This window comes from Salinicola peritrichatus (assembly GCF_003206715.1).
GTDB classification, from domain to species: Bacteria; Pseudomonadota; Gammaproteobacteria; order Pseudomonadales; family Halomonadaceae; genus Salinicola; species Salinicola peritrichatus.
This window is the reverse complement of sequence record NZ_PZJU01000037.1, coordinates 45,972-68,189: the sequence shown is the minus strand read 5'-3', so window position 1 is coordinate 68,189 and position 22,218 is coordinate 45,972. Positions and strand designations below refer to the sequence as shown.

At 64.1% G+C, this 22,218-nt stretch carries 19 protein-coding genes; 11 read left to right on the top strand and 8 right to left on the bottom strand.

The genetic code is table 11. The features are described 5' to 3' along the window. Positions 1-142: 142 nt before the first annotated feature. Complete coding sequence (locus DOM57_RS14260) at positions 143-865, bottom strand: glutamine amidotransferase-related protein (RefSeq protein WP_110649863.1); 723 nt, start codon at positions 863-865, stop codon at positions 143-145. A gap of 104 nt (positions 866-969) precedes the next feature. Beyond that, a complete protein-coding gene (locus DOM57_RS14255; protein WP_110649862.1) occupies positions 970-2,481 on the bottom strand; it encodes an amino acid permease in 1,512 nt (503 codons plus the stop codon). 399 nt (positions 2,482-2,880) lie between these two features. On the opposite strand from DOM57_RS14255, the gene DOM57_RS14250 reads away from it, so the two are divergent. Continuing rightward, positions 2,881-3,378 carry a hypothetical protein gene (locus DOM57_RS14250; RefSeq protein ID WP_110649861.1) on the top strand — a complete coding sequence of 166 codons (498 nt, stop codon included), beginning with the start codon at positions 2,881-2,883 and terminating at the stop codon, positions 3,376-3,378. Between the two features lie 22 nt (positions 3,379-3,400). Here DOM57_RS14250 and DOM57_RS14245 read toward each other — a convergent pair whose 3' ends face one another. After that, positions 3,401-4,591 (bottom strand): AbrB family transcriptional regulator, encoded by a 1,191-nt coding sequence (locus DOM57_RS14245; RefSeq protein WP_110649860.1) that lies wholly within the window; start codon positions 4,589-4,591, stop codon positions 3,401-3,403. A gap of 328 nt (positions 4,592-4,919) precedes the next feature. Between DOM57_RS14245 and DOM57_RS14240 the strand changes: the two genes are divergently transcribed. Continuing rightward, positions 4,920-6,134, top strand: coding sequence for a PQQ-dependent sugar dehydrogenase (locus DOM57_RS14240; protein WP_110649859.1), 1,215 nt, complete (start codon positions 4,920-4,922; stop codon positions 6,132-6,134). Between the two features lie 151 nt (positions 6,135-6,285). Here DOM57_RS14240 and DOM57_RS14235 read toward each other — a convergent pair whose 3' ends face one another. Further along, entirely contained in the window at positions 6,286-6,789 is a 504-nt protein-coding gene (locus DOM57_RS14235; RefSeq protein ID WP_239496239.1) for a metallophosphoesterase family protein, read from the bottom strand. Positions 6,790-6,871: 82 nt separating this feature from the next. On the opposite strand from DOM57_RS14235, the gene DOM57_RS14230 reads away from it, so the two are divergent. Further along, a complete protein-coding gene (locus DOM57_RS14230; RefSeq protein ID WP_110649858.1) occupies positions 6,872-8,815 on the top strand; it encodes an aconitate hydratase in 1,944 nt (647 codons plus the stop codon). A 198-nt stretch (positions 8,816-9,013) separates the two neighbouring features. On the opposite strand, the gene DOM57_RS14225 is transcribed toward DOM57_RS14230, so the two are convergent. Both DOM57_RS14225 and ilvD read right to left on the bottom strand, forming a co-directional pair. Further along, positions 9,014-9,418, bottom strand: coding sequence for a hypothetical protein (locus DOM57_RS14225; protein WP_162619546.1), 405 nt, complete (start codon positions 9,416-9,418; stop codon positions 9,014-9,016). Positions 9,419-9,602: 184 nt separating this feature from the next. Next, entirely contained in the window at positions 9,603-11,315 is a 1,713-nt protein-coding gene (gene ilvD, locus DOM57_RS14220) for a dihydroxy-acid dehydratase (protein ID WP_110649867.1), read from the bottom strand. A gap of 354 nt (positions 11,316-11,669) precedes the next feature. Between ilvD and DOM57_RS14215 the strand changes: the two genes are divergently transcribed. From DOM57_RS14215 to DOM57_RS14185, 7 genes are all read left to right on the top strand, one after another. Beyond that, positions 11,670-12,584, top strand: coding sequence for a LysR family transcriptional regulator (locus tag DOM57_RS14215; protein ID WP_110649856.1), 915 nt, complete (start codon positions 11,670-11,672; stop codon positions 12,582-12,584). Between the two features lie 95 nt (positions 12,585-12,679). Next, positions 12,680-13,480: a putative hydro-lyase gene (locus DOM57_RS14210; protein ID WP_110649855.1), complete on the top strand. Its 801-nt coding sequence runs from the start codon at positions 12,680-12,682 to the stop codon at positions 13,478-13,480. 80 nt (positions 13,481-13,560) lie between these two features. Continuing rightward, positions 13,561-14,643, top strand: a complete 1,083-nt coding sequence (locus DOM57_RS14205; protein WP_110649854.1) for a TRAP transporter substrate-binding protein — start codon at positions 13,561-13,563, stop codon at positions 14,641-14,643. A gap of 55 nt (positions 14,644-14,698) precedes the next feature. Continuing rightward, the gene (locus tag DOM57_RS14200; protein ID WP_110649853.1) at positions 14,699-15,289 is read left to right on the top strand and encodes a TRAP transporter small permease subunit; all 591 of its coding nucleotides are present in this window, start codon (positions 14,699-14,701) and stop codon (positions 15,287-15,289) included. After that, the gene (locus DOM57_RS14195; RefSeq protein ID WP_110649852.1) at positions 15,289-16,569 is read left to right on the top strand and encodes a TRAP transporter large permease; all 1,281 of its coding nucleotides are present in this window, start codon (positions 15,289-15,291) and stop codon (positions 16,567-16,569) included. The genes DOM57_RS14200 and DOM57_RS14195 overlap by 1 nt, the downstream gene beginning before the upstream one ends. 25 nt (positions 16,570-16,594) lie before the next feature. Then, the gene (locus DOM57_RS14190) at positions 16,595-17,278 is read left to right on the top strand and encodes a DUF2848 domain-containing protein (RefSeq protein ID WP_110649851.1); all 684 of its coding nucleotides are present in this window, start codon (positions 16,595-16,597) and stop codon (positions 17,276-17,278) included. Further along, entirely contained in the window at positions 17,275-18,639 is a 1,365-nt protein-coding gene (locus DOM57_RS14185) for an amidase (protein WP_110649850.1), read from the top strand. The genes DOM57_RS14190 and DOM57_RS14185 overlap by 4 nt, the downstream gene beginning before the upstream one ends. A 65-nt stretch (positions 18,640-18,704) precedes the next feature. Here DOM57_RS14185 and DOM57_RS14180 read toward each other — a convergent pair whose 3' ends face one another. Next, entirely contained in the window at positions 18,705-20,024 is a 1,320-nt protein-coding gene (locus DOM57_RS14180; RefSeq protein ID WP_110649849.1) for an MFS transporter, read from the bottom strand. Between the two features lie 179 nt (positions 20,025-20,203). Continuing rightward, entirely contained in the window at positions 20,204-20,728 is a 525-nt protein-coding gene (locus DOM57_RS14175) for a TetR/AcrR family transcriptional regulator (RefSeq protein ID WP_110649848.1), read from the bottom strand. A 174-nt stretch (positions 20,729-20,902) separates the two neighbouring features. Between DOM57_RS14175 and DOM57_RS14170 the strand changes: the two genes are divergently transcribed. Next, a complete protein-coding gene (locus DOM57_RS14170) occupies positions 20,903-22,102 on the top strand; it encodes a CynX/NimT family MFS transporter (RefSeq protein WP_110649847.1) in 1,200 nt (399 codons plus the stop codon). Positions 22,103-22,218 lie beyond the last annotated feature (116 nt).

Sequence of the window (22,218 nt, the reverse complement as noted above, 5' to 3'; positions counted from 1 at the left end):
AAACACCACACTAGGTCCAGTCTGAAAAGTCGGCGAGCGATGATCAGGCAAGGCAAAAATTGGCGCAGAAGCGGAGTTTACAAGGGGTAAATGAGCATTCTAAGCCTATTTTTAACGCAGCATGATCGAGCGCAGGCACTTTTCAGACAGACCGTAGGGCCTGACGCCAGAAATTGAGCATCCAGCGGGCCATCAGTTCGCTGTCCACGTCCGCATTCAGCGAGGCCTGCCCTTCCCGCACCCGATGCGCCGGCATGGCATCGCTGCGCAGCGTCATGAGATCCGCTGAGTAGCCCTTGGTGAATTCGGGATGCCCCTGAACGCCGAGGAAACATTCGCCCACCTGGATCAGATAGAAGGGACAGAAGTCGCTGGCCGCGAGCACCCGCGTCTGTGGCGGCAGGGTCTTGACCTGATCCTGATGGCTCACCAGCAGATCGAGTCCTTCCTGGTAGGGCTGCATCCACTCGGCACGCTCGATCAGCCGATTGAAGGAGACACCGATCCCCCAGCCGCGCGGGCTGCGCTCGACCTCGCCATGCAACGCCTTGGCAATCAGTTGATGACCGAAACAGACGCCGATCAGCGGCCGCCTGGCCTGCCACAGCTGGCGTACGAAGGCGCACAAGCGTTCGATCCAGGCATCGCCGTCGCTGACCCCGTATTTGGACCCGGTGATCAGCCAGGCATCGGCCTCACCGAACTCTCCTGCATCAGGTATCTCGCCATCCAGGCAGCGCCAGATACGAAACGCTAGCGTCGGGTCCACCCGCGTCAGCAGACGCTCGAACTGCTCGGGATAGTTGCCATGTGTGTCGCGTAGGGGCTCGGCGACGTCGTCGCACTGCAGAATTCCGATGCGCATGAAACACTCCTTTTTAGCATCGGCAGCATTCTACGCCAGCACTCGGGCCGGCACACCGATCCAGCGTGAAAACGCGGCCGGTGGCGACCGGCCGCGTGGCGGGCTCAGGGCTTGGCGGCGGATATCGTCTCGACGTCGGCCGCCGCCTGCTCGCGGCGCTCCATGGCGAACTCCTCCTCCGGGGAGAGAATCAGCCGATGGCGTCCGACGAGGGCGAAATAAGCGATGGCGACAGCAAACCACACGATCACCCCGAGAATACCGATCCGATATGTCGGATCGCTCAACTGAAAGAATAGTGTCACCAGCGCGATGACGATGGTGATCCAGGCCCCGGGCACGCCGAAAGGGCTGCGGTAGGGGCGCGGAATGTCCGCACGATTCCGACGCAGCAGAATGAACGACACCGCCTGTGCGATGTAGGAGCACATCGCGCCGAATACCGCCATGTTGAGCAGCGTGCCACCGATCACCGCCGAGCCTTGATCGACGCCCAGGCCGACGAACAGTACCAGCATGATGACCAGCCCCAGACAGGCACCGGTGATCATCGCCACGTGCGGCGTCCTGCGGGTGCCGTGGGTCAACGACAGCCAGGTGGGAAAGTAACCGGCGCGCGACAGCGAATAGATCTGGCGGCCCTGGGCGAAGATGATGGTGTGGAAACTCGAGATCAGCCCGATAATCGCCACCAGCGCCAGTAGCTTGGCCAGGCCGCTGCCGTAGATGGCGGCAAATCCGTCCAGCAGCGGCTCCCCGCTCTGCCCCAGCGCATAGGCGCCCACGCCCACCAGCGACGGATTCAGCACCAGGATCATCGATGCCGAGACGATCAGCGTGACCATGCCCAGGATGATGCCCTTGGGCATGTCGCGTCTGGGATCAACCGACTCCTCGGCGGCCAGCGGCAGCTGCTCGATGGCCAGAAACAGCCACACGGCAAACGGCATTGCCGCCAGCGCGCCGCCGATCCCCATGGGCAGAAACGGACCGCCGCCGCCTTCCAGCAGTTCACCGCCGCTGCCGATGTTGAGCGCCCAGGTGGAGAAATCGATGTGCGGAATCGCCGAGATCCAGAATATGACCAGTACCGCCAACGCCATCAGGGTCACCGTCAGCGTGACCTTGAACGACAACTCCACGCCGATGATGTTGAGCCCCACGAACAGGATATAGCCGATGACCCACCATAGCGGCTGCATGACTGCCGGCGTCTCGAAGATGCTGCCGAGATAGGAGCCGATGAAGAACACGATCACCGCCGGCGTCAGGATGTACTCGACGTTTTCGCACAGGCCGGTGATGAAACCGCCCCAGGGTCCCATCGACGAGCGCGCAAACGAGTAGGCGGCCCCGGTATGGGGTAGTGCCGGCGACATCTCGGCAATGCAGAAGGTCAGTCCCAGATACATGATCGCGATCAGCACCGTGGCGATGGCCATACCGCCCCAGCCGCCGATCGACAGGCCCAGGTTCCAGCCGGAGTAGTGCCCGGAAATGACCGCACCGACACCGAGCGCCCATAACGACCAGGGGCCGGCATAGCGACTCAAGCCCCGCTTGTCGAAATAGCTCGCGTCTTGGTGTCGGTACCGGATGTTCGAAGAGGGTTGCATAGCTGCCTCCCGCCGTTGGCGTTGTCATTGTTGTGTCGCGCAGGGAACCGGTGCGCGATGTCTCGAATCGAGCGACATCAGACTCTCAGAAATACTGCACTCCGACCAAGGTCGCAATCCCCTGGTGCGTCCCGCCCGTCATCGCGCCGGCAAGGCGTTGACAATCCCTCTCGAAAGCTACGTTAGGCAGCAATTATTTACCGTTCTTCTCTGGAGGGGGCGTTTTGCCACCAGTATCCTGCACAGCGAGGCTCCAGCGACTGTCGTGTCGGCATTCGTGCTCGGTTCGCGCGGTGGATGGAGTCCGCCTTGATGATGAACGACGGCGCCCTTCGATGGCGCCGCAAAAACCGACGATTTGCCCATGAGAGGCGGTCGCAAGACGCAGCAGGGTAATCCATGGCTCTATGGCTCAATCACATGCAGGAAGAGGCAGCACTGGGCATCGGCCTGTGTGCGCTTTTTCTACTCTATCGGCGATTACCGCATCCGCTCGTCGGTATCGTTGCGGTCGGCGTCCTGGGGCTGTCGATCCAGGTGCCGTTCATTTCTCCCGCGACCAGTCTGCTGGGCGCCTGCGCGTTGCTGTTGGCGGCGATCGCGGTCAATCGGCATGAGCGGTTGCCGATCTGGCTAGCCAGCACGCTTCCTTCCCCGCGCGGCAACGCCGAGGCGGCCGTCCAGGTAACGGCGCATCCCGTCAACGGCAAGCTACAGGTCTTTCATCTCTCGCGCTGGTTCGAAGCCATTCTGATCGATCCCGCCAATCCGCCGCTGCGCGAAGGCGAAATCGTCTATCTGATCCGTCGCAGCGGCCGCCAGGCCTGGGTCAGCCGGGTACGCAGCCACGCCCCGCCGAGCGACAATCATCGCCGCTGGGAATGGAGCCTGCACTGACTGTCTGCGCCTACTGGGCTGGCTAGCCCCTGCCGATGCTGCCCGTGGCAGACCGGGCGAAGCGCGCCACCAGCTTCGCCATGCCTGGCCCGACCAGTACCACGGTAAACAGTCTCAACGTCTGCAGCGCGACCACCAGGCCGACGTCGGCATGGGTATCGATGGCGATGATGGTCATCGAGTCGAGCCCACCGGGACTGGTGCCGAGATAGGCCGAAATGAACTGGGTATGCATCAGTAGCGTCATCAGCCAGGCCGACAGCGCGCACAACGCGATCAGCACCAGCGAAGCGAGGATCATCTTACCCAGCGAGCGAGCGATGTTGCGCACCGTTGCGCGATCGAAGCGCAATCCCACATAAGTTCCGATCAGGCCATAGGCCAGTTCCAGCAGCGGTTGCGGCAGCAGGATAGTGATCACCCCGGTCAGGTGCAGCACACTGCCGATCACCACCGGCCCCAGCAGCGCCCCGGCCGGTAGCCGCCCGTCGAACAGCCAGACGCCCGCCACCACGGCCGCCAATGTGGCGAGGCCGTCGCCCAGCTCGCCGAGAGAATCGGGCAGCCCCTGGGCGGGATGCCCGGGACCGCCGGTCACTCCCAGATAGTGGCTGACCAGCGCGCCGATCAGTACCACGCAGACCACGCGCACGTACTGCATTGCCGCCACGATGCGCGGGTCGGCATCGCTCTCCTCGGCCATCGCCACCATCGCCGCCGCCGCGCCCGGAGTGGTGCCCCAGGCCGCGGTCGACCCCGGCAGGCCGCCGTAGCGCACCAGGCCGATACCCACCACCAGGCTCAGCAGCAGCGTGATGGCCGTCGCCAGCAGCATGACCGGCCAGGCATTCAGAATCTTGAACAGCACCGTCATGCTCAGGGTCTGGGCGATCAGCACGCCGATGACCCCCTGACTGAGCTTGAAACAGGGGCGCGGCAGCTTGAGGCCGCCGATCGACACGCCATAGACGATCGCTACCGCCATCGGCCCGATGAATCCGCCGGCGGGCATGTGAAGGATATAGAGCAGACGGTTGGCGACCATGCATGAGATTGCCAGCAAGACCCATCGCGCCCAGACCGGCAAGGCGCGACGATGACTCGATGGATCAGAAGGTTCCGGGGGCAAGGAGATACTCCGATAAAAGGCAAGGGGCTGTTGACGTTTCACGCACGGCCGCGCCGGAGCCAGTTTTTGTGCGGGGCAAGGCATAAGGAGAGTAGTTTGGTCATTTCAAATGAACGACGAATAACGCAGCACCGTGCGAAAACTGGCCCGGCCCTTCGGGTTGCACGGCAAATGGCGCCATGCGGCGTTGCGGGATTTGAAAAGGGAACCACCCTTCTCTGTATCCCGCGCCTGGCCTGGCGCCATTTGGCGCAGCAACGCGGTTCGCGCTGAAACGTTAACAGCCCCTCATTATATCCATTTTCCTGCCTCTCGGTCAGCCGTTGTCGACAATCGCGTGTTCTCCCATTGCTGCTGGGGGGCTGCTACAGTGACGACTTACCGCTTTCGATTCTACGCAGTGGAGTCTCCCATGTTGCGCAGCCTCGTTACCTCATCCGGTACCGCCCTGCTACTCACCCTGAGTGGCGACATCCTGGCCCAGGAAGCGGTTCCCACCGGACCACCGAACGCTCCCGACCAGACGCCAGCCTTCGAGGGACAGACTCGGGCACCGGCAATTTCCGACGCTCCCACGCTGCATAGCGAGCGTGTCGCCGAGGGTCTGGAACATCCCTGGTCGCTGGTGTTTCTCGACAGCGACACCGCCCTGGTCAGCGAACGCCCGGGGCGTCTCAGGGCAGTCGATCTGCATGAAGGGACACTGTCGGCGCCGATCGAGGGGCTGCCGGAGATCGACGCCCGCGGCCAGGGCGGGCTGCTCGACATCAGCCTCGATCCCGACTTCGCCAGCAACCGCCATGTCTACTTCAGCTACGCCGAACCGCGGGGCGACGGCACCAACGGCACCTCGGTGGCACGCGGCACGCTGAACCAGGACCACACGCGTCTCGACGACGTCGAGGTGATCTTTCGCCAGACACCGGCCTGGGATTCGACCAGGCATTTCGGCTCGCGGCTGGTCTGGGACGACCAGGATCGGCTCTACGTTACCCTCGGCGAACGCTCGCTGCCCGAGCCGCGTCAACTGGCGCAGGATCTCGACACCCATCTCGGCAAGGTCGTGAGAATTCTCGAGGACGGCTCGGTACCGGACGAAAACCCGTTCGCCGACGGCGAAGAGGGACTGCCGGAGATCTGGTCCTACGGGCACCGCAATATCCAGGGAGCCGCCCTGCATCCGCAAACCGGCAAGCTGTGGACGATCGAGCATGGCCCGCGTGGCGGGGACGAACTCAATATCCCCGAAGCCGGCAAGAATTATGGTTGGCCGGTGATCACCTACGGTGAAGATTATGATGGCTCCCCGATCGGAGACGGCATTACCGCTCACGACGGCATGGAACAGCCGGTCTACTACTGGGACCCGGTGATCGCGCCGGGCGACATGGCCTTCTATCAGGGCGAGCGCTTCCCCGGCTGGAACGGCAACCTGGTGATCGCCTCGCTCTCGCCGGGCGGTCTGGTGCGCTTGACGCTCGATGGCGAACGCGTCGATGGCGAACAGCGGCTGCTGGAAGAACTCGGCCGGGTCCGCGATGTCGATGAAGGCCCGGACGGAGCGCTGTGGCTGCTGACCGATTCGAGCGACGGCGCGTTGATTCGCGTGACGCCGGAAGATAGCTAGGCGGCACTCGAGGCCCTGTACGAAAAGTCGGCGAGCGAAGCCCAGACAAGGCGAAAATCGGTGAGAAAGCGGAGTTTACGCGGTGTAAATGAGCATTCCGAACCGATTTTTAACGCCGTATAGGCAAGCGCAGGCAGTTTTCGTACAGAGCCTAAGCGAGCGGCAGATGCACGATCGCCCCTCGAATACCGCGCTCGTCCAGCCACAGCTTGCCCAGCGTGAGCGGCAAGCGGAATCGCCGTTTGCCGGCCGCGCCGGGGTTGAACCAGAGCTGCCGCTCGTCGTCGGCTTCGCGCCACTCGTTGCGTGGCTTGTGCGAATGGCCGTGCAGCACCGCCTCGCAGGCCATTCGTTCGTCGATATCCGCAATATCGTGAACCAGTTGCAGCGCCCGGCCATTGACGATCAGCCGGCGATGCAACGGCAGCGCCGCACATACTCCCTGCCGATCGATGTTGCCGCGAATGGCGTAAACCGGCGCCAGTTGCGCCAGGCGCTCGAGAATCGCCGGATCGCCGACATCGCCCAGATGAATCAGCGGCTGGCAATCGGCCAGTAGCGCCAGCGCCTCGTCCCGAAGCAGGCCGTGGGTATCGGAGATGATGCCCACCGGTGACTCCGTCTCGATGATTTCCGCAGGTATGGAAGCTGCCACGCGCACGCTCCGTGTGTTCGCAAGGTCTCTCCTACACTGAAGAGGTTAGCCAATGTCAGTGTGGAAACACTGGGAGCCAATCATGCGCCACACACCCCGTAACGTCACCCAGAAGCTGATCGCTTCGCACCTCGTCAGCGGCGACATGACGCCCGGCGAGGCGGTCGGCCTGAAAATCGATCAAACCCTGACCCAGGATGCCACCGGCACCATGGTGATGCTGGAGCTGGAGGCGATGGGTCTCGAGCGTGTCAAAACCGAGATATCGGCACAGTACGTCGATCACAACCTGATCCAGGAGGACAATAAGAACCCCGACGACCACCGCTTCCTGCAGACGGCAGCGCAGCGCCTCGGGGTCTGGTTCTCGCGCCCCGGTAACGGCGTCAGCCACCCGACCCATCAGCAGCGTTTCGGCAAGCCCGGCAAGACGCTACTGGGTTCCGACAGCCATACACCGGCCGCCGGTTCGCTGGGCATGCTGGCGATCGGCGCCGGCGGCATCGACGTCGCCATGGCGATGGCCGGCGAGCCTTTTTATACCCGGATGCCGGAAGTGTGGGGCGTGCGTCTCGATGGCCGCCTGCCCGACTGGATCAGCGCCAAGGATGTCATCCTCGAGATGTTGCGCCGTCACGGCGTCAGCGGCGGGGTCGGCCGCATCATCGAGTACTACGGCCCTGGGCTCGAGCAGCTCTCGGCCATGGATCGCCACGTGATCGCCAACATGGGAGCCGAACTCGGCGCCACCACCAGCGTGTTCCCTTCAGACGCCGCGGTGAAGGCATTCCTATGCGCGGAGGGCCGGGGCGACGACTGGCAAGAGCTACTGCCCGACGACGGCTGTCGCTACGACTGCCGCGAAGAGATCGACCTGAGCCATCTCGAGCCGCTGATCGCCAAGCCGTCGAGTCCCGCCAATGTCGTGCCGGTGCGCGAGATCGCCGGCGAGCCGCTGTCGCAGGCCTATATCGGCTCCTCGGCCAACCCCGGCTACCGCGATTTCGCCGTCGCGGCCGCCATGCTCGAAGGGCGCACCGTCGACGACGACGTCTCGCTGGAGATCAATCCCACTTCACGCTCGATTCTCGAGACCCTGACCCGAGACGGGCATCTGTTCAGCCTGCTGGATGCCGGCGCACGCCTGCATCAGGCCGGTTGCAACGGCTGTATCGGCATGGGGCAAGCCCCAGCCAACGAGGTCAACAGTCTGCGCACGGTACCGCGCAACTTTCCCGGCCGCTCCGGCACCCGCGAGGATCGCGTCTTCCTGTGCAGCCCGGAAACCGCCACGGCCTCGGCGCTCAATGGCGTGATCACCGACCCGAGGACCCTCGACATGCCCTATCCCCGAATCGAGGAGCCCAGCGACCCGATCGTCAACACGCGCACGCTGATACCGCCGTTGGACGAGGAGAAGGCGCGCAAGATTCATCTGATCAAGGGACCGAACATCGAATCGCTCCCCGATTTCGAACCGCTGGAGACGCGCCTGACCCTTCCGGTCCTGGTGAAGGCCGGCGACGATGTCTCCACCGACGAGATCATGCCCGCCGGTGGCGAAGTGCTGCCCTACCGCTCCAACATTCCGAAGATCGCCGAATTCGCCTTTCGCGGGGTCATGGAAGGCTATGCCGCTCAGGCTCGCAAGACCGGCGATCATATCGTCATCGGCGGCAACAACTACGGTCAGGGTTCGAGTCGCGAGCACGCCGCCATCGCACCGCGCTATCTGGGGCTGCGCATCGTGCTGGCCAGGAGTTTTGCGCGCATTCACGAGCAGAACCTGATCAACTTCGGCGTGCTGCCGCTGACCTTCGTCGACGCCAGCGACTACGACACGCTGGAGATCGGCAGCGAGGTCGCGTTCGAGAATCTGCGCCAGGCGCTGGAAGCCAGCAATGAGATTGGCGCCAGGGCCGGCGACAAGACGCTGCGCCTCGAACACCGTCTGACGCCGCGCCAGATCGAGATACTATTCAGCGGGGGCTTGATCGCCTGGATGCGCGAACATCGCGCCGCCTGATTCCCGAATGCAGCGAGGATACTGACAAACGTAGCGAGCGATGGCCAGGCAAGGCGAAATCCGCCGAAGAAGCACAGTTTACGGGGTGTAAATGAGCATTCTGAGGCGGACTTCAACGCCGCATGGGCGAGCGCAGTAGTTTGTCAGCATTCTCAGCGGTCCCGCGAAGGGACCGCGCTTATGCCCAACGGGACAGCTTCAAGCACCGCCCGGGGCGGATTTGGCAGTCGACGTCTTTTTCATGCCGTCGTAGGTCATGTTGCCATCGGCGTCGATCTGGCAGGTAAGGTTGTACATTGCGTTGCCTCGGCCGAGCAGATCGACGAGGAGTTCGAATTCTTCGCCTTGTTCATAGTCCTTGGCGTTGGTCTCGTAGATGGATTTGCCGTCTATCTCTTCGGAGTGGTCTTCTTTTTGCACGGCGAGATCGCGGCACGCCTTCGCGAGTCGAGGGGCCCCCTGCGCTTGCACATCGGTTTCATGAGCCCCTTCCTGCTCATCGATCTGCGCACCCGATTGTTTGTTGACCTCGGGCTGATCACTCATCTTGTCCTGCGCCAGCGCGCTGCCGGTGATCATCATTGCGCCTAGCGCCAGTCCCATGCCGGCGCTCATCATCCTTTTCGGTAACATTGCACATCTCCCTGTTGTGCCAACTTGCACTCGCAGTATAGGAGAGCACATGCCGTCTGCACGCGCGGCAAACGCAAGAACGCCCCGATGCGTTGCACCGAGGCGTTCTTGCGTTCTGGACGTTCGCCCTAAGCCGTAGCCTTGGCGTGCCGGCTCAATCGCCCAGCGCTTCGGGCAGGTCGGTCACCGCGCCCTTGGAGGCGGAGCTGACCGTGCGCGCGTACTTGGCCAGGGCGCCCCGGGTATAACGCGGTGCCGGGCGCTTCCATGCCGCGCGCCGACGTGCCATCTCAGCGTCGTCGATGTGCAGGGTCATGACATCGTTTTCGGCATCGATGGTGATCTCGTCGCCATCCTCGATCAGCCCGATCGGACCGCCGACGAAGGCTTCCGGGGTGATATGCCCCACCACGAAGCCGTGGCTGCCGCCGGAGAAGCGGCCATCGGTGATCAATGCCACCTTGTCGCCCAGGCCGCGGCCCATGATCGCCGAGGTCGGCGTCAGCATCTCGCGCATGCCGGGGCCGCCCTTCGGCCCTTCGTAACGGATGACCACGACATCGCCGGCAACCACGGTGAGGTCGTTGATGCGCGCCTGCGCTTCCTCTTCGGAATCGAACACGCGGGCGCGGCCGGTGAAGCGGGTGCCTTCCTTGCCGGTGATCTTGGCAACCGCGCCTTCCGGGGCCAGATTGCCATAGAGAATGCGCAAGTGGCTGGTCGCCTTGATCGGTGCGTCCAGCGGCTTGATGATCTGCTGATCGACCGGGTAAGGCTTCACGTCGGCGAGGTTCTCGGCCAGCGTCTTGCCGGTGACGGTGATGCAATCACCGTGCAGCATGCCGGCGTCGAGCAGGATCTTCATCAGCGGCTGGATACCGCCGATCGCCACCAGCTCGCTCATCATGTAGTGGCCGCTGGGGCGCACGTCGGCGAGCACCGGCACGCGCTTGCCGATCTCGGTGAAATCGTCGAGCGAGAGTTCCACGCCAATGGTATTGGCGATCGCCAGCAGGTGCAGCACGGCATTGGTCGAGCCGCCGAGCGCAATGACCACGGTGATGGCGTTCTCGAACGCCTTGCGGGTCATGATATCGGACGGCTTCAAGTCCAGCTCGAGCAGCTTGAGCACCGCCTCGCCGGCGGCGCGGCAATCGTCGTGCTTGGTCTGCGAGACCGCTTCCTGGGCCGATGAGTTGGGCAGGCTCATGCCCATCGCCTCGATCGCCGAGGCCATGGTGTTGGCGGTGTACATGCCGCCGCAGGAACCCGGCCCGGGGATCGCGGTCTCCTCGATCTGCTTGACCTCGATCAGCGACTTGTTGCCCTGGGAGTAGGCGCCCATCGCCTCGAACACCGAGACGATGTCGGTGTGACCGGCGCCGGGCTGGATGGTGCCGCCATAGACGAAGATGCTGGGGCGGTCGAGGCGCGCCAGGCCGATCATGCAGCCGGGCATGTTCTTGTCGCAACCGCCGATGGCGACCACGCCATCGAAGCCTTCGCAGCCGGCCACCGCTTCGATCGAGTCGGCGATGATTTCGCGCGAGGCCATCGAGTACTTCATGCCCTCGGTACCGTTGGCGATGCCGTCGGAAATGGTGATGGTATTGAAGATCACGCCCTTGCCGCCGGCGGCGTCGGCGCCGTCACTGGCCGCTTCCGCCAGCACGTTGATATGGCTGTTGCACGGCGTCACGCGGCTCCAGGTCGAAGCGATGCCGACCTGCGGCTTCTGGAAGTCCTCGTCGGTGAAGCCCACCGCGCGCAGCATCGCGCGACTGGCGGCCTTGCCGGGACCATCGACCACCGGTGCCGAGTGGCGACGACGATGGTCGGCACCGGCCGGGGAATCCGGCTGATTCATGCCGGGGGAATCCTGCTGGCTCATCAAGCGCTCCTGTTTATTCGACTCAATCTGGCTGATCTGATTGCCTCAATCGGCAAAGATCGGTGAACGCCTACCGGGCTGGGGTGAAGCAGCGAAAGAGGACGATCGGCGTATCCTGGTGTCACGGTCAGGTGACTTTGCGCGAACGTAGCGGCTCTTGTGAAGCGGATCGAATACGCCCGACGCAGAAAGGGTTCCCCATTGTAGCGACGTTGGCCGGAATCGGACATCCGGCCTGGCGGAAATCGTGCCGCCGACCCGCCGGCGTCGGTATGCAATACTGACGCGTCTGCAGCCAGCTCATCCCATTCACCGCGCACCGGGTCCGCCATGTTCGACTTCAAGGAAATCGAAGCCTTCGTCTGGATCGTCCGCCTGGGCTCGTTCCGCCTCGCGGCGCGCCACCTGCACCTGACCCAGCCATCGGTGTCCGATCGCATCGCGCGGCTGGAGTCGATCGTCGGCGAGCCGTTGCTGGAACGCACCCAGCGTCCGATCAAGCCGACGCCCAAAGGACGTCAGTTCCATCGCCACGCCCTGCGATTGATGGAGGCACGCCAGGAAGCGCTGGCGATGCTCGAGCTGGCCACGCCCTTCCAGGGCACGCTGCGTCTCGGCGTGGTCGAATCGATCGCGCACAGCTGGCTGCCGCAGTTCCTCGCCGAACTGTCGCGCCGTTTTCCCGAGATGACGCTGGAGCTCGAAGTCGACAGCTCCCCGGGGCTCGCCAACAAGCTGCACAGCCGCGACATCGACATGGCGTTTCTGATGGGGCCGGTCAACGTCCAGGAGGTGCTCAATCGCTTTCTCTGTCATTACACCATGGGCCTGATCGCGAGCCCTGCGCTCGGGCTGGATCCCGAGGATTTCTCGTTGCAGCGCCTGCGCGGCCTGCCGCTGATCACCTTCGCCCGCGACAGCCGCCCCTATCGGGAGCTGGGTTCGTTGCTGCATCAGCAGAAGCTCGAACATCTCAAGCTGCATTGCTCGAGTTCACTCTGGACGATCGTGCGCATGACCCTGGACGGGCTGGGCATCGGCGCGATTCCGCCCCGCCTGGCGCACGAGGAATTGGTCGAGGGAAAACTGGTCGAGTTGCCGATCGCGCTGCCCGAGCTCGAATTCACCGCGTCCTGGCCCCGGCATCTCGACAACGACCTGGCCACAGGCATCACCGAGCTGGCGATAGAGATCGCCGGACTCGATCAACAACGCCATTTTCAGTATGCCCAGCGCCGCCAATGAAAGGATTTATCAATCAGTAAAAATCAAAAAAATCGATTTGCCTTATCAATGACCGCTTTCTATCGTCGGAACATAATCACAACGCGAGTCGCCTCATGACCGACGCTCAGATTCATGACCTCAGACAGCCCCTCGGCGCGCGACAGGCCATCCGTCATGGAGGATGGGACCGACATACCAGTGGCCTCGCGCCGGGTTACGCCCAGGCCAATCTGGTGATCCTGCCGGCGCGCCATGCCGAGGACTTCCTGCGCTTCTGTCAGCGCAATCCCCGCGCCTGCCCACTGCTGGACGTGACCGATCCCGGCGACCCGCATCCGCGATCGCTGGGTACCGATATCGATCTACGCCATGACGTGCCGCGTTACCGCCTTTATCGAGACGGAATATTGAGCGAGGAACCCACGGATATCGCCGATTGGTGGCAGGATGATCTGGTTACCTTCTCGATCGGCTGCTCGTTCTCGTTCGAGGATGCGCTGATGGCCGACGGGCTCGAAGTGCGTCATGTCCAGCTCGACCGTAACGTGCCGATGTACCGCACCCGGATACCGCTCGAACCCAGTGGGCCGTTCGGCGGCAATCTAGTCGTTTCGATGCGCCCGTTCACGCCGGCGGACGCCATCCGCGCGATCCAGATCACCACCGACATGCCGAGGGTGCACGGTGCTCCGGTGCATATCGGCCTGCCGGCATCGCTGGGCATTGCCGACCTTGCACAGCCGGATTTCGGCGATGCGCCGATCATTCACGATGATGAATTGCCGGTGTTCTGGGCTTGCGGCGTGACGCCCCAGGCCGCGATCGAGGCAGCGCGCCTGCCGCTGGCGATCACGCACAGTCCGGGGCACATGCTGATCACCGACATTCCCAACCAACGCTTGAAGTACGGCTAGCCCGAGCCGAACGGGCCTAGCTCAGACAATGCCAATTCAAAAATGCCCACCCCGACAATGCCAACAAGAGGTCCGACATCATGATTTGTTCTTCCCAAGTATGCGCCGACTGGCGCAAGCCGGTCGCCGTCCTCGCTGCCGCCGTTCTCTCGACCGCCGCCATGGCGATGCCCGCCATGGCGGAAACGTCGCTCAACGTCGTCGGTAGCTGGGGCAGCCTGGAGCTGCATCAGAAATTCGAAAAGCCGTTCTGGAGCGAGACCCTGCCGGAAGCCAGTGATGGTGACATCACCACCCAGGTCACCAGCTTCGATCAGATGGGAATCGCCAGCGGCGATGTCTTCCGCTACCTGGGCGACGGTCTGTTCGATGTCGGCATGACGGTCGGTGACTATACCGTCAGCGATGCCCCGGAACTCGAAGGCCTCGACCTGCCGATGATGGCCACCGAGGCCAGTAAGGCTCGGGCGGTGGCCGACGCCTTCCGCCCGATCGCCGAAAAGGCCATGAACGATCACTTCAACAGCCATGTACTGGCGATCGTGCCTTATCCCGCCCAAGTGCTGTTCTGCAACACGCCGATCTCGGGACTTTCCGATCTCGAGGGCAAGAAGGTTCGTGGCAGCGGTCGCTCCACCGGGGAGTTCCTCGAGGCGCTCGGCGCCCAGAGTCTCAATATCGCCTTCAACGAAGTGCCCGGCTCGCTCGAGCGCGGCGTCATCGACTGCGCCGTGACCGGCTCGATGTCCGGCTACAGCGCCGGCTGGTATGACGTTTCGAGCCATATATTGCCGCTGCCCATCGGCGGTTGGGACTATGTCATCACCGCGATCAATCAGGACAAGTGGGGCAGTCTGAGCGCGGACGAGCAGCAGTTGATTCAGGATCAGGTCAACCAGCAGTTCGTGGCACCGGTCTGGGCCAACGCCAAGACCGAGACCCAGCGCGGAATCGCCTGCCTTACCGGCCAGGGCGAATGTCCGCTGGGCGAGCCCGCCGACATGACGCTGGTCAAACCGACCGACGCCGATATCCAGCGCGCCCACCAGGCCCTGGAGGAGAGCGTCCTCCCCGCCTGGGCCGGCCGTGTCGATGCGGATACCCTCACCCAGTGGAATGCCAGCGTCGGCAAGATCGTCGGCCTGCAGGCCAAAACGCCCTGAAGCGGCCCCAAAGCGCGCTGGCCTGTCGGCCGGCGCCCTCCGATAGGAACACACCATGTCTGGATTGACCCGAAGTCTGGACGGGCTGGTACGTATCACCCGCGGCATTTCACGTCTCGCCGCGCGCCTGATCGGCCTGGCACTGATGGCGGTGGTACTGTTCATCGGCATCGAGATACTGCTGCGCAAACTGGCCGGTCATTCACTGCCCGGCGTGCATGAATACTCGGGCTACGTATTGGCCGTGCTGTCGGCCTGGGGGCTCTCCCACACGCTGCTAGAACGCGCGCATATCCGGATCGACGTACTGCATGGACGCCTTCCGGCGTTGTCGCAGCATACGCTCAACGTGATCTCGCTACTGGCGCTCAATCTGGTCGCCTGGATGATCGCGCTGAACGCCTATCCGGTGCTGACCAAGTCGCTGGCCAATGCCTCCACCGCCAACACGCCTCTGGCCACGCCTCTCTGGATCCCGCAACTGCTGTGGGCAACGGGATACTGCTGGTTCGCCTTCACCACCAGCGTCCTGGGGCTGCGGGTGCTGGCCGCACTGTTCCAGCGCGACACCAAAACGCTCGATGCGCTGATAGGCATGGACAACGGCGAGCTTGGCGAAGCCTCGACCCGGGAGGAGTCACGCTGATGCTGGGCTTTCTCTCGATCGGTATCGTGGTGCTGCTGCTGGCCGGCATTCCGGTGGCGGTAACGCTGTTCCTGCTGGCCTTCGGCGTCGACCAGTTCTTTTCCCTCTTTCCGCTGACCAAGGCGCTGGGACAGAATCTGTGGTCGGCGGCGGATTCCTTCCTGCTGATCGCGATTCCGCTGTTCGTGCTGATGGGCGAGATCATCGTGCGTGCCGGCATCGCCGAGAAGGCCTACCGAGCGATGGATCACTGGCTTTCGTGGCTGCCGGGCGGCCTGATTCACGCCAACATCACCACCGCCGCGCTGTTCTCCGCCACGTCCGGCTCCTCGGTGGCCACCGCCGCGACGATCTCGACCGTGGCTCTGCCCCAGGGCGAGAAACTTGGCTACGATCCGCGACTCTTCTGCGGCAGCATCGCCGCCGGCGGCACGCTGGGCATCCTGATTCCGCCTTCGATCAATCTGATCGTCTACGGCTTTTTGACCGAAACCTCGATTCCCAAGCTGTTCATGGCTGGACTGCTGCCCGGGCTGGGCCTGGCGCTACTGTTCATGCTGATGGCCCTGGTGTTGTGCTGGTGGAAACCCAGCCTCGGCGGCCCGCGCCATGTCGCCAGCTGGGAAGCACGCTTTCGCAGCCTGGCGTTCCTGCTGCCGCTACTGGTGCTGTTCGTGGTCATCGTCGGCTCGATCTATCTCGGCTGGGCCACTCCCACCGAAGCCGCCGCCGTCGGCGTGATCGTGTCGCTGGCGCTGGCCGCCTGCAATCGACGGCTCGACCGCCGCATGCTGATGGCAGCACTCGATGGCACGGTGAAAACCACCGCGATGCTGCTGTTCATCATCCTGGCGGCCTCGTTTTTGAACTTCGCGCTGACCTCATCGGGACTGGTGCAGAAACTGACCACGCTCTTGAACACCTACGACCTGTCGCCCTATGGCCTGCTGCTGGCGGTCATCGTGCTGTTCATCGTGCTCGGCTTCTTCATCGAGACGCTGTCACTGATGGTGATCACGATTCCCATCGTCACCCCGCTGATCGCCGCCGCCGGCTTCGACAAGGTGTGGTTCGGCGTGGTGATGATCCTGTTCGTCGAGATGGCGCTGATCACCCCACCGGTGGGGCTCAATCTCTATATCGTGCAGGCAGCGCGGCGCGGCAAGCCATTCGCGGACGTGGTAACCGGCACGCTGCCGTTCATCGTCGCCATGCTGCTGATGGCGGGCCTGCTGGTGGCCTTTCCCGGCCTCGCCCTGTGGCTGCCCAGCTCCTTGTGACCTTTTTCTGATCAGGACGACTCTCATGCTGACTTTCGAAACGCCCCAGGGCACGCTCTCCCTCGAACCGCAACGCCTGGCCATCGCCGGCTGGGCCGGCCGCGACCAGGCCGGCGTGCGCCATCACATCGAGGAGCTCGCCGAACTCGGCGTCAAGCCCCCCTCGACCACGCCGCTGTTCTATCGCGCCAGCACCCAGCTGCTGACCCAGGCCGAGAACGTCGAAATGCTCGGCGGCGAAGGCTCCGGCGAAGCGGAAGTCTGCTTGGTCAGCGATAGCGATGGCCGCTTGTGGGTGACGCTGGCTTCCGACCACACCGACCGTAAACTCGAAGCGGTGGGCGTGGCCGAATCCAAGCAGCTCTGCGCCAAGCCGATCGCCACCCAGGCGTGGGCGCTGGAGGAAGTGCGAGAACACTGGGATTCGCTGGAGCTCGAAAGCCGGATCGAAGAGAACGGCGAGGTCGTCGCCTATCAAAAAGGCACGCTCGCCGAGCTGCTGGATGTCGATACGCTGCTGGCCAAACTGCCCGCCGCGCTCAAGCAGGGAGAGTTCCTGGCACCGAATACGCTGCTGCTGTGCGGCACCGTCCCGGCCATCGGCGGCATTCGGCCCAGCCCGCGTTTCTCGATGACGCTCAACGATCCCGTTCTGAATCGCCGCCTGAGTCACAGCTACAGCGTCATCGAACTCGAGGTTGCCCAATGAACGGACAGGACGCAGCACGAGCCTTCTGGTCGCGCCCTCCCCGCCAACGCCGGCTGGCGGATTGGCGGGCCGCCTTTCTGCGCGGAGACTTCACCCCGGGCGATGCCGTCGAGGTGCTTGCCGAGCGCGTCCAGGCGCAACCGGACGTTGTCGCGAAGACATTCATCGAATTCGACGCCGATCGCCTGCGAGCACAACTGCCACGCATCGATGCCGGCGCCCCGCTGGCTGGCCTGACGCTCAGCATCAAGGATCTGTTCGACGTGCGCGGCGAGATCACCAAGGCCGCCTCCAAGGTGCTCCGCGGTGCGCCGCCGGCCGGCGCAGACGCCCCCGCCGTCGAGCGCTTGCGCCGGGCGGGGGCGGTACTGACCGGCCGCACCAACATGAGCGAGTTCGCGTTCTCCGGGCTTGGGCTCAATCGGCATTACGGTACGCCGCCCAACCCGTTCGATGCCGATCGCATCACCGGCGGCTCGACCTCCGGCGGTGCCGCTTCCGTGGCCTTCGGCCTGGCTGCCGCCACGCTCGGCAGCGACACCGGCGGCTCGCTGCGGATTCCGGCGGCCTTCTGCGGCCTGACCGGGTTCAAGCCCAGCCAGGAAGCGGTGCCCGGCGAAGGCGCCTATCCGCTGGCACCGAGTCTCGACTGCGTCGGCCCGATCGCCCCCAGCGTCGATTGCTGCGCCCGGCTGTGGTCGGTACTCGCCGGCCAGCCGATGCCGGTGCTCGATCCCACCCCGCGCCCGCTGCGCCTGGCGATTGCCGAAGGCGGCCTGTTGGGCGAACTGGATGATACCGTCCGCGATGGCTTCGAAGCGGCCGTGGCCCGGCTCGAAAAGCTGGGCTGCCATATCGAACGCCTGCCGATGGCCGCCATCGACGGTACCCTGGCGATCAATCAGCAAGGCGGCCTGGTGGTGCCGGAAGCCGCCGCGCTGCACCGCGCAATGCTGGAACGCGCCGAGTCCGACTATGACCCACTGATTGCCGAGCGCTTGAACGGCGGCCACGGCGTCAGCGCGGCCGACTATCTCCAGCGCCTGTGGCCGAGGACGGGCTGGCAACGCCGCTTCAAAGAGGAAGTGGCAGGATTCGACGCCGTACTGCTGCCCACCGTGGCTACTCTTCCGCCAAAGCGGGCCGAACTCGAGAACGACGCCGCCGCGTTTCAGCGGGCAAACCGGCTGGTGCTGCGCAACACCAGCGTCTTCAACTACCTCGACGCCGCCTCGATCTCGTTGCCTTACTTTCCGGCAGGTAGCGACTTGCCGATCGGCCTGATGCTGTCGCGCCCCCAGGGCGACGACGCGGCGCTGCTGCAGCACGCCTGCGTCGTGGAAGCGATGCTGGATGCGTGATGGCGCCCGCTGTAACGATGTCTCGGGAAGATGCGCTCGCCTGGCCGGCGACCTCACCGTTGGCTTCAGCGTCTATCGGTCCGGGCACCAAGCCAACCGCCGAGTCTCCGGCCGATCTTCTCGATCAACCACAGCGGCGGCATGGCCGGCATGTAGAAGCGCGGGATCGGGGGTGACGGCGGGCGTGCCATATCCATCCGCGGGGAAACGTTTTGACTCGGCTCCGTGCCGCTCCCCTGCCTATCCGAGTGATATCCGGCCAGCACCGTCGCCAGGGCGATCACCGCAAAGACAACGAAGCAGACAGTGTATCCTGCGCTGCCGATCAGATAGCCGGCCAACGGCGAGCCGATGACCTGGCCGATAGCGATCATCAGAAAAGGCAGCCCCAGCCCGATCGCCGGCCGATCCGCGTAGAGCCTGACGCCCCAGACCAGATAGACCCCGGTGAGCATGATATAGGCGGCGCCGAAGAGGCCCGCGGAGACGAACACCATCGGCAGGTTCGAGGGGCTCAATACCAATAGCCACAACGACAGCGCCAGCATTGCCAGCGTCCCCCGATGGACGACATTGAGCCCAAGTCGGTCGATCAGATCGCCGGCCGCCGCGCCCGCCAGTCCGGCCATGCCGATCACGATCCACGTCACATTGGCCACGCCCTGATCGAGATGCCCCTGCGTGAGGATGACATCGCTGGAGAAGGTCCAGAAAGCGGCGCTGGCCATGCCCATGCCGGTGGCCGCCGCGATCAGCACCAGCGCACGCGGGCGCTGGAGAGCTCCGCCATGAACCTGTTGCCGGACATCACGCCGACGGTCGCCACCGGCATTCGCTCGCGGCACACTGATCAACAGCAGTAACGCATTGAGCAGCGCAGCAACGGCGAAGACGGCATAGGCGATCCGCCACTGGCCGGTGGCAAGAAAGGCGACCGGCCCGGAGACGGCGACACCGAGGCTGGTGCCGGCATTGATGACGGTATTGGCGCGTCCCTGCCTGTCCACCGGGACCGCGCTCGAGACCGCCTGTGCCATGGGCGGCGATGCCAGCCCGGTGCTCAGCCCCGCGAACAGAACGCCGCCGGCCAACCAAATCGCACTGGTGCTGACGGCGACGACTGCCATGCCACCTGCTGCGATCAGTGCTGCGGCGACCGCCATCCGGCGCGCGCCGAGACGCTCCACCAGTAGCGCGCTGGTCACGATGGCAACGCAATAGCCGACATAGGCACCGCTAGCGATGATGCCGGCCGCGGCGGAGCTCAAGCCGACATCGTCGCGCATGCTCGGCAGGAACAGACCGTAGGCGAAGCGCGCCAGTCCGTAGCTCACGCCGATCAGCATGGTGCCGGCAATGACCAGTCGACGTTCTTGGCGGGTCATATCGGAATTCTCCTTGGCTGATGAATCGGACGCTACCGAAACGCCCCAGACAATAGCCGTGATGTAAAATGATCGTTTTCCTTACAGTCGTAGCGAATCCGCCGGCCTTGACCGGAGGATAGAGCCATGGTGCTGTCAGGCTGTCAGAGTTATTGATTGCCGTGCCCGAACGGCATCCGCTAAGCGCGGGCGTCCGTGATCAGCCGCCGCGCTGCCCGGCGAGCGCCGGCGATAGCCGCGCTGCCGCTATAGGCCGCGGCATGGGTCGCGCCCTCGAACAGCAGCAGAAGCGCTTCGGCGAGTTCGTCGTCGCGGCGGCCGATCTCCGCCACGACGATTTCGTCGATGCGTTCCTGCAGGCGCTGCTTGTGTCGCGCCATCGCCTCGGCGATCTCCGGTACGTCACCGCCGGTTTCTCCCCAGGCCCGCAGGAACAGACAGCCCCGCGCGCCTTCCTGGTCGATCCACGTTTCCAGTGAGGCGAACAGCGCATCGACGCTGTCGACAGTCATCAAGCGATGAAAGCGACGATCCCGTTCGCCCAGGACGGCCGCCATCAGACCGTTCTTGCTGCCGACGTGCTTGTAGAGCGTGCGGCTGGAGATCCCTGCGGCCTGCGTCAGCCGGTCCATGCCGGTGGCGGTGAAACCGTACCGGTCGAAAAGTCGCTCGGCGGTCGAGATGAGTCGTGTGCGAATATCCATGGCCTCAATGTAAAACGATCATTTTACCCATGCAAGCCTGGACTTCGCTACGAGTCGGCACACTGACACCGCCACTTGCCCGTCACCTGAAGCTGGACCATTCGATCAAGGTTGGGTCCGCCTGACGATTCATCGATGCTAAGATGCCGTCCCGCTCACAACAGGTGGCCGTTCGTGTCTTCAGCATCGACTTCCCGTTCTCCGTTACCAGCCTGGCTGTGGCTACTGGCCTTCGGCCTGGCGGCGATCAACCTGCGTGCGCCGATCGTGGTGATCGGCCCGGTGCTCGATCCGATCATGTCGACGCTCTCCATCGGCGCCGGCACGGCAAGCCTGTTCACCACCGGAATGATTCTCTGCTTCGGGCTGCTCTCGCCGTTGGCGCCGGGATTCGCCGACCGAGTCGGCCTCGACCGCGCCATCGCCTGCGCCATCACGCTGATCGCCATCGGCGGCGTGTTGCGCGGCGTCGAGAGCCTGACGATCATGCTGCTGGGAACGCTGTGCGCGGGACTGGGCATCGCTTTCGGCAACGTTTTCATGCCGAGCCTGGTCAAGCGCGACCGCGGCGATCGCCTGGGCCGCACCATGGGACTCTATACAGTGATGATGGGCGTCGGCGCCACGATCAGTGCCGGCAGCGCGATTCCGCTGATGAATCTTTCGGGGAGCTGGTCCACGCCGATCTGGCTGTGGGCCGTCTTCGGCATCGGTTCCGCCATCGTGTGGTGGCGCGTGGCGCTATCTCTGGCACCGGAAGAACAGGCCGCCACGCGCCGCCCGCCGATGTCGCGCCTGTTCAGGAATCCGGTGGCGTGGACCCTGACGCTGTTCATGGGCGCTCAGTCACTCGGCTTCTACACCCTGCAGACCTGGGTGCCGGCGGTGGCAATCCAGGCCGGCGTACCCGAGGCGACCGCCGGGATCATGCTCTCGCTGATCAACCTGACCAGCATCCCGGGCAGCTACTTCATCGCCCGGCTGGCCTCGCGCCTCACCCACCACAGCCTGCTGGTGCTGGGACTCTGCGCACTGGTCGCCATCGCGCTGTTCGGCCTGCTGCTGGCGCCCACCGCCTCGCCGATTCTCTGGGCGCTGCTGCTCGGCGCCGGCCAGGGCGGCTGCTTCAGCTTCGCGCTGACCATGATCGTGCTGCGTACGCGACAGCCCCAGCACGCCGCCATGCTCTCGGGCATGTCCCAGAGCATCGGTTACCTGATGGGCGCCAGCGGCCCGCTGCTGTTCGGTGCCCTGCATGGCCTGAGCGGCGACTGGCAGCTATCGCTGATCTTCCTGATCGTGCTGCTCGCCGGGCAGAGCGTGGCCGGGGTACTGATCGGCCGGCCGAAGATGGTCAGGCTGGGAGAGGAGTAAAACCGCGCCGCTTCGCTTTGCAATTGCTACACGCCTCCTATCCTTAAGGTCACGACTCAGGAAAGAGGCCATGCCTGGAGTGAAAGCATGGCACGTCAGGACGGACAAGGAGAGCG

Bases quoted from the DNA above. Each gene is read 5' to 3' on its own strand.
- DOM57_RS14260 (WP_110649863.1), bottom strand. From the start codon at position 865: ATGCGCATCGGAATTCTGCAGTGCGACGACGTCGCCGAGCCCCTACGC.
- DOM57_RS14255 (WP_110649862.1), bottom strand. From the start codon at position 2,481: ATGCAACCCTCTTCGAACATCCGGTACCGACACCAAGACGCGAGCTAT.
- DOM57_RS14250 (WP_110649861.1), top strand. From the start codon at position 2,881: ATGGCTCTATGGCTCAATCACATGCAGGAAGAGGCAGCACTGGGCATC.
- DOM57_RS14245 (WP_110649860.1), bottom strand. From the start codon at position 4,591: ATGCCTTGCCCCGCACAAAAACTGGCTCCGGCGCGGCCGTGCGTGAAA.
- DOM57_RS14240 (WP_110649859.1), top strand. From the start codon at position 4,920: ATGTTGCGCAGCCTCGTTACCTCATCCGGTACCGCCCTGCTACTCACC.
- DOM57_RS14230 (WP_110649858.1), top strand. From the start codon at position 6,872: ATGCGCCACACACCCCGTAACGTCACCCAGAAGCTGATCGCTTCGCAC.
- DOM57_RS14225 (WP_162619546.1), bottom strand. From the start codon at position 9,418: ATGGGACTGGCGCTAGGCGCAATGATGATCACCGGCAGCGCGCTGGCG.
- ilvD (WP_110649867.1), bottom strand. From the start codon at position 11,315: ATGAATCAGCCGGATTCCCCGGCCGGTGCCGACCATCGTCGTCGCCAC.
- DOM57_RS14215 (WP_110649856.1), top strand. From the start codon at position 11,670: ATGTTCGACTTCAAGGAAATCGAAGCCTTCGTCTGGATCGTCCGCCTG.
- DOM57_RS14210 (WP_110649855.1), top strand. From the start codon at position 12,680: ATGACCGACGCTCAGATTCATGACCTCAGACAGCCCCTCGGCGCGCGA.
- DOM57_RS14205 (WP_110649854.1), top strand. From the start codon at position 13,561: ATGATTTGTTCTTCCCAAGTATGCGCCGACTGGCGCAAGCCGGTCGCC.
- DOM57_RS14200 (WP_110649853.1), top strand. From the start codon at position 14,699: ATGTCTGGATTGACCCGAAGTCTGGACGGGCTGGTACGTATCACCCGC.
- DOM57_RS14195 (WP_110649852.1), top strand. From the start codon at position 15,289: ATGCTGGGCTTTCTCTCGATCGGTATCGTGGTGCTGCTGCTGGCCGGC.
- DOM57_RS14190 (WP_110649851.1), top strand. From the start codon at position 16,595: ATGCTGACTTTCGAAACGCCCCAGGGCACGCTCTCCCTCGAACCGCAA.
- DOM57_RS14185 (WP_110649850.1), top strand. From the start codon at position 17,275: ATGAACGGACAGGACGCAGCACGAGCCTTCTGGTCGCGCCCTCCCCGC.
- DOM57_RS14180 (WP_110649849.1), bottom strand. From the start codon at position 20,024: ATGACCCGCCAAGAACGTCGACTGGTCATTGCCGGCACCATGCTGATC.
- DOM57_RS14175 (WP_110649848.1), bottom strand. From the start codon at position 20,728: ATGGATATTCGCACACGACTCATCTCGACCGCCGAGCGACTTTTCGAC.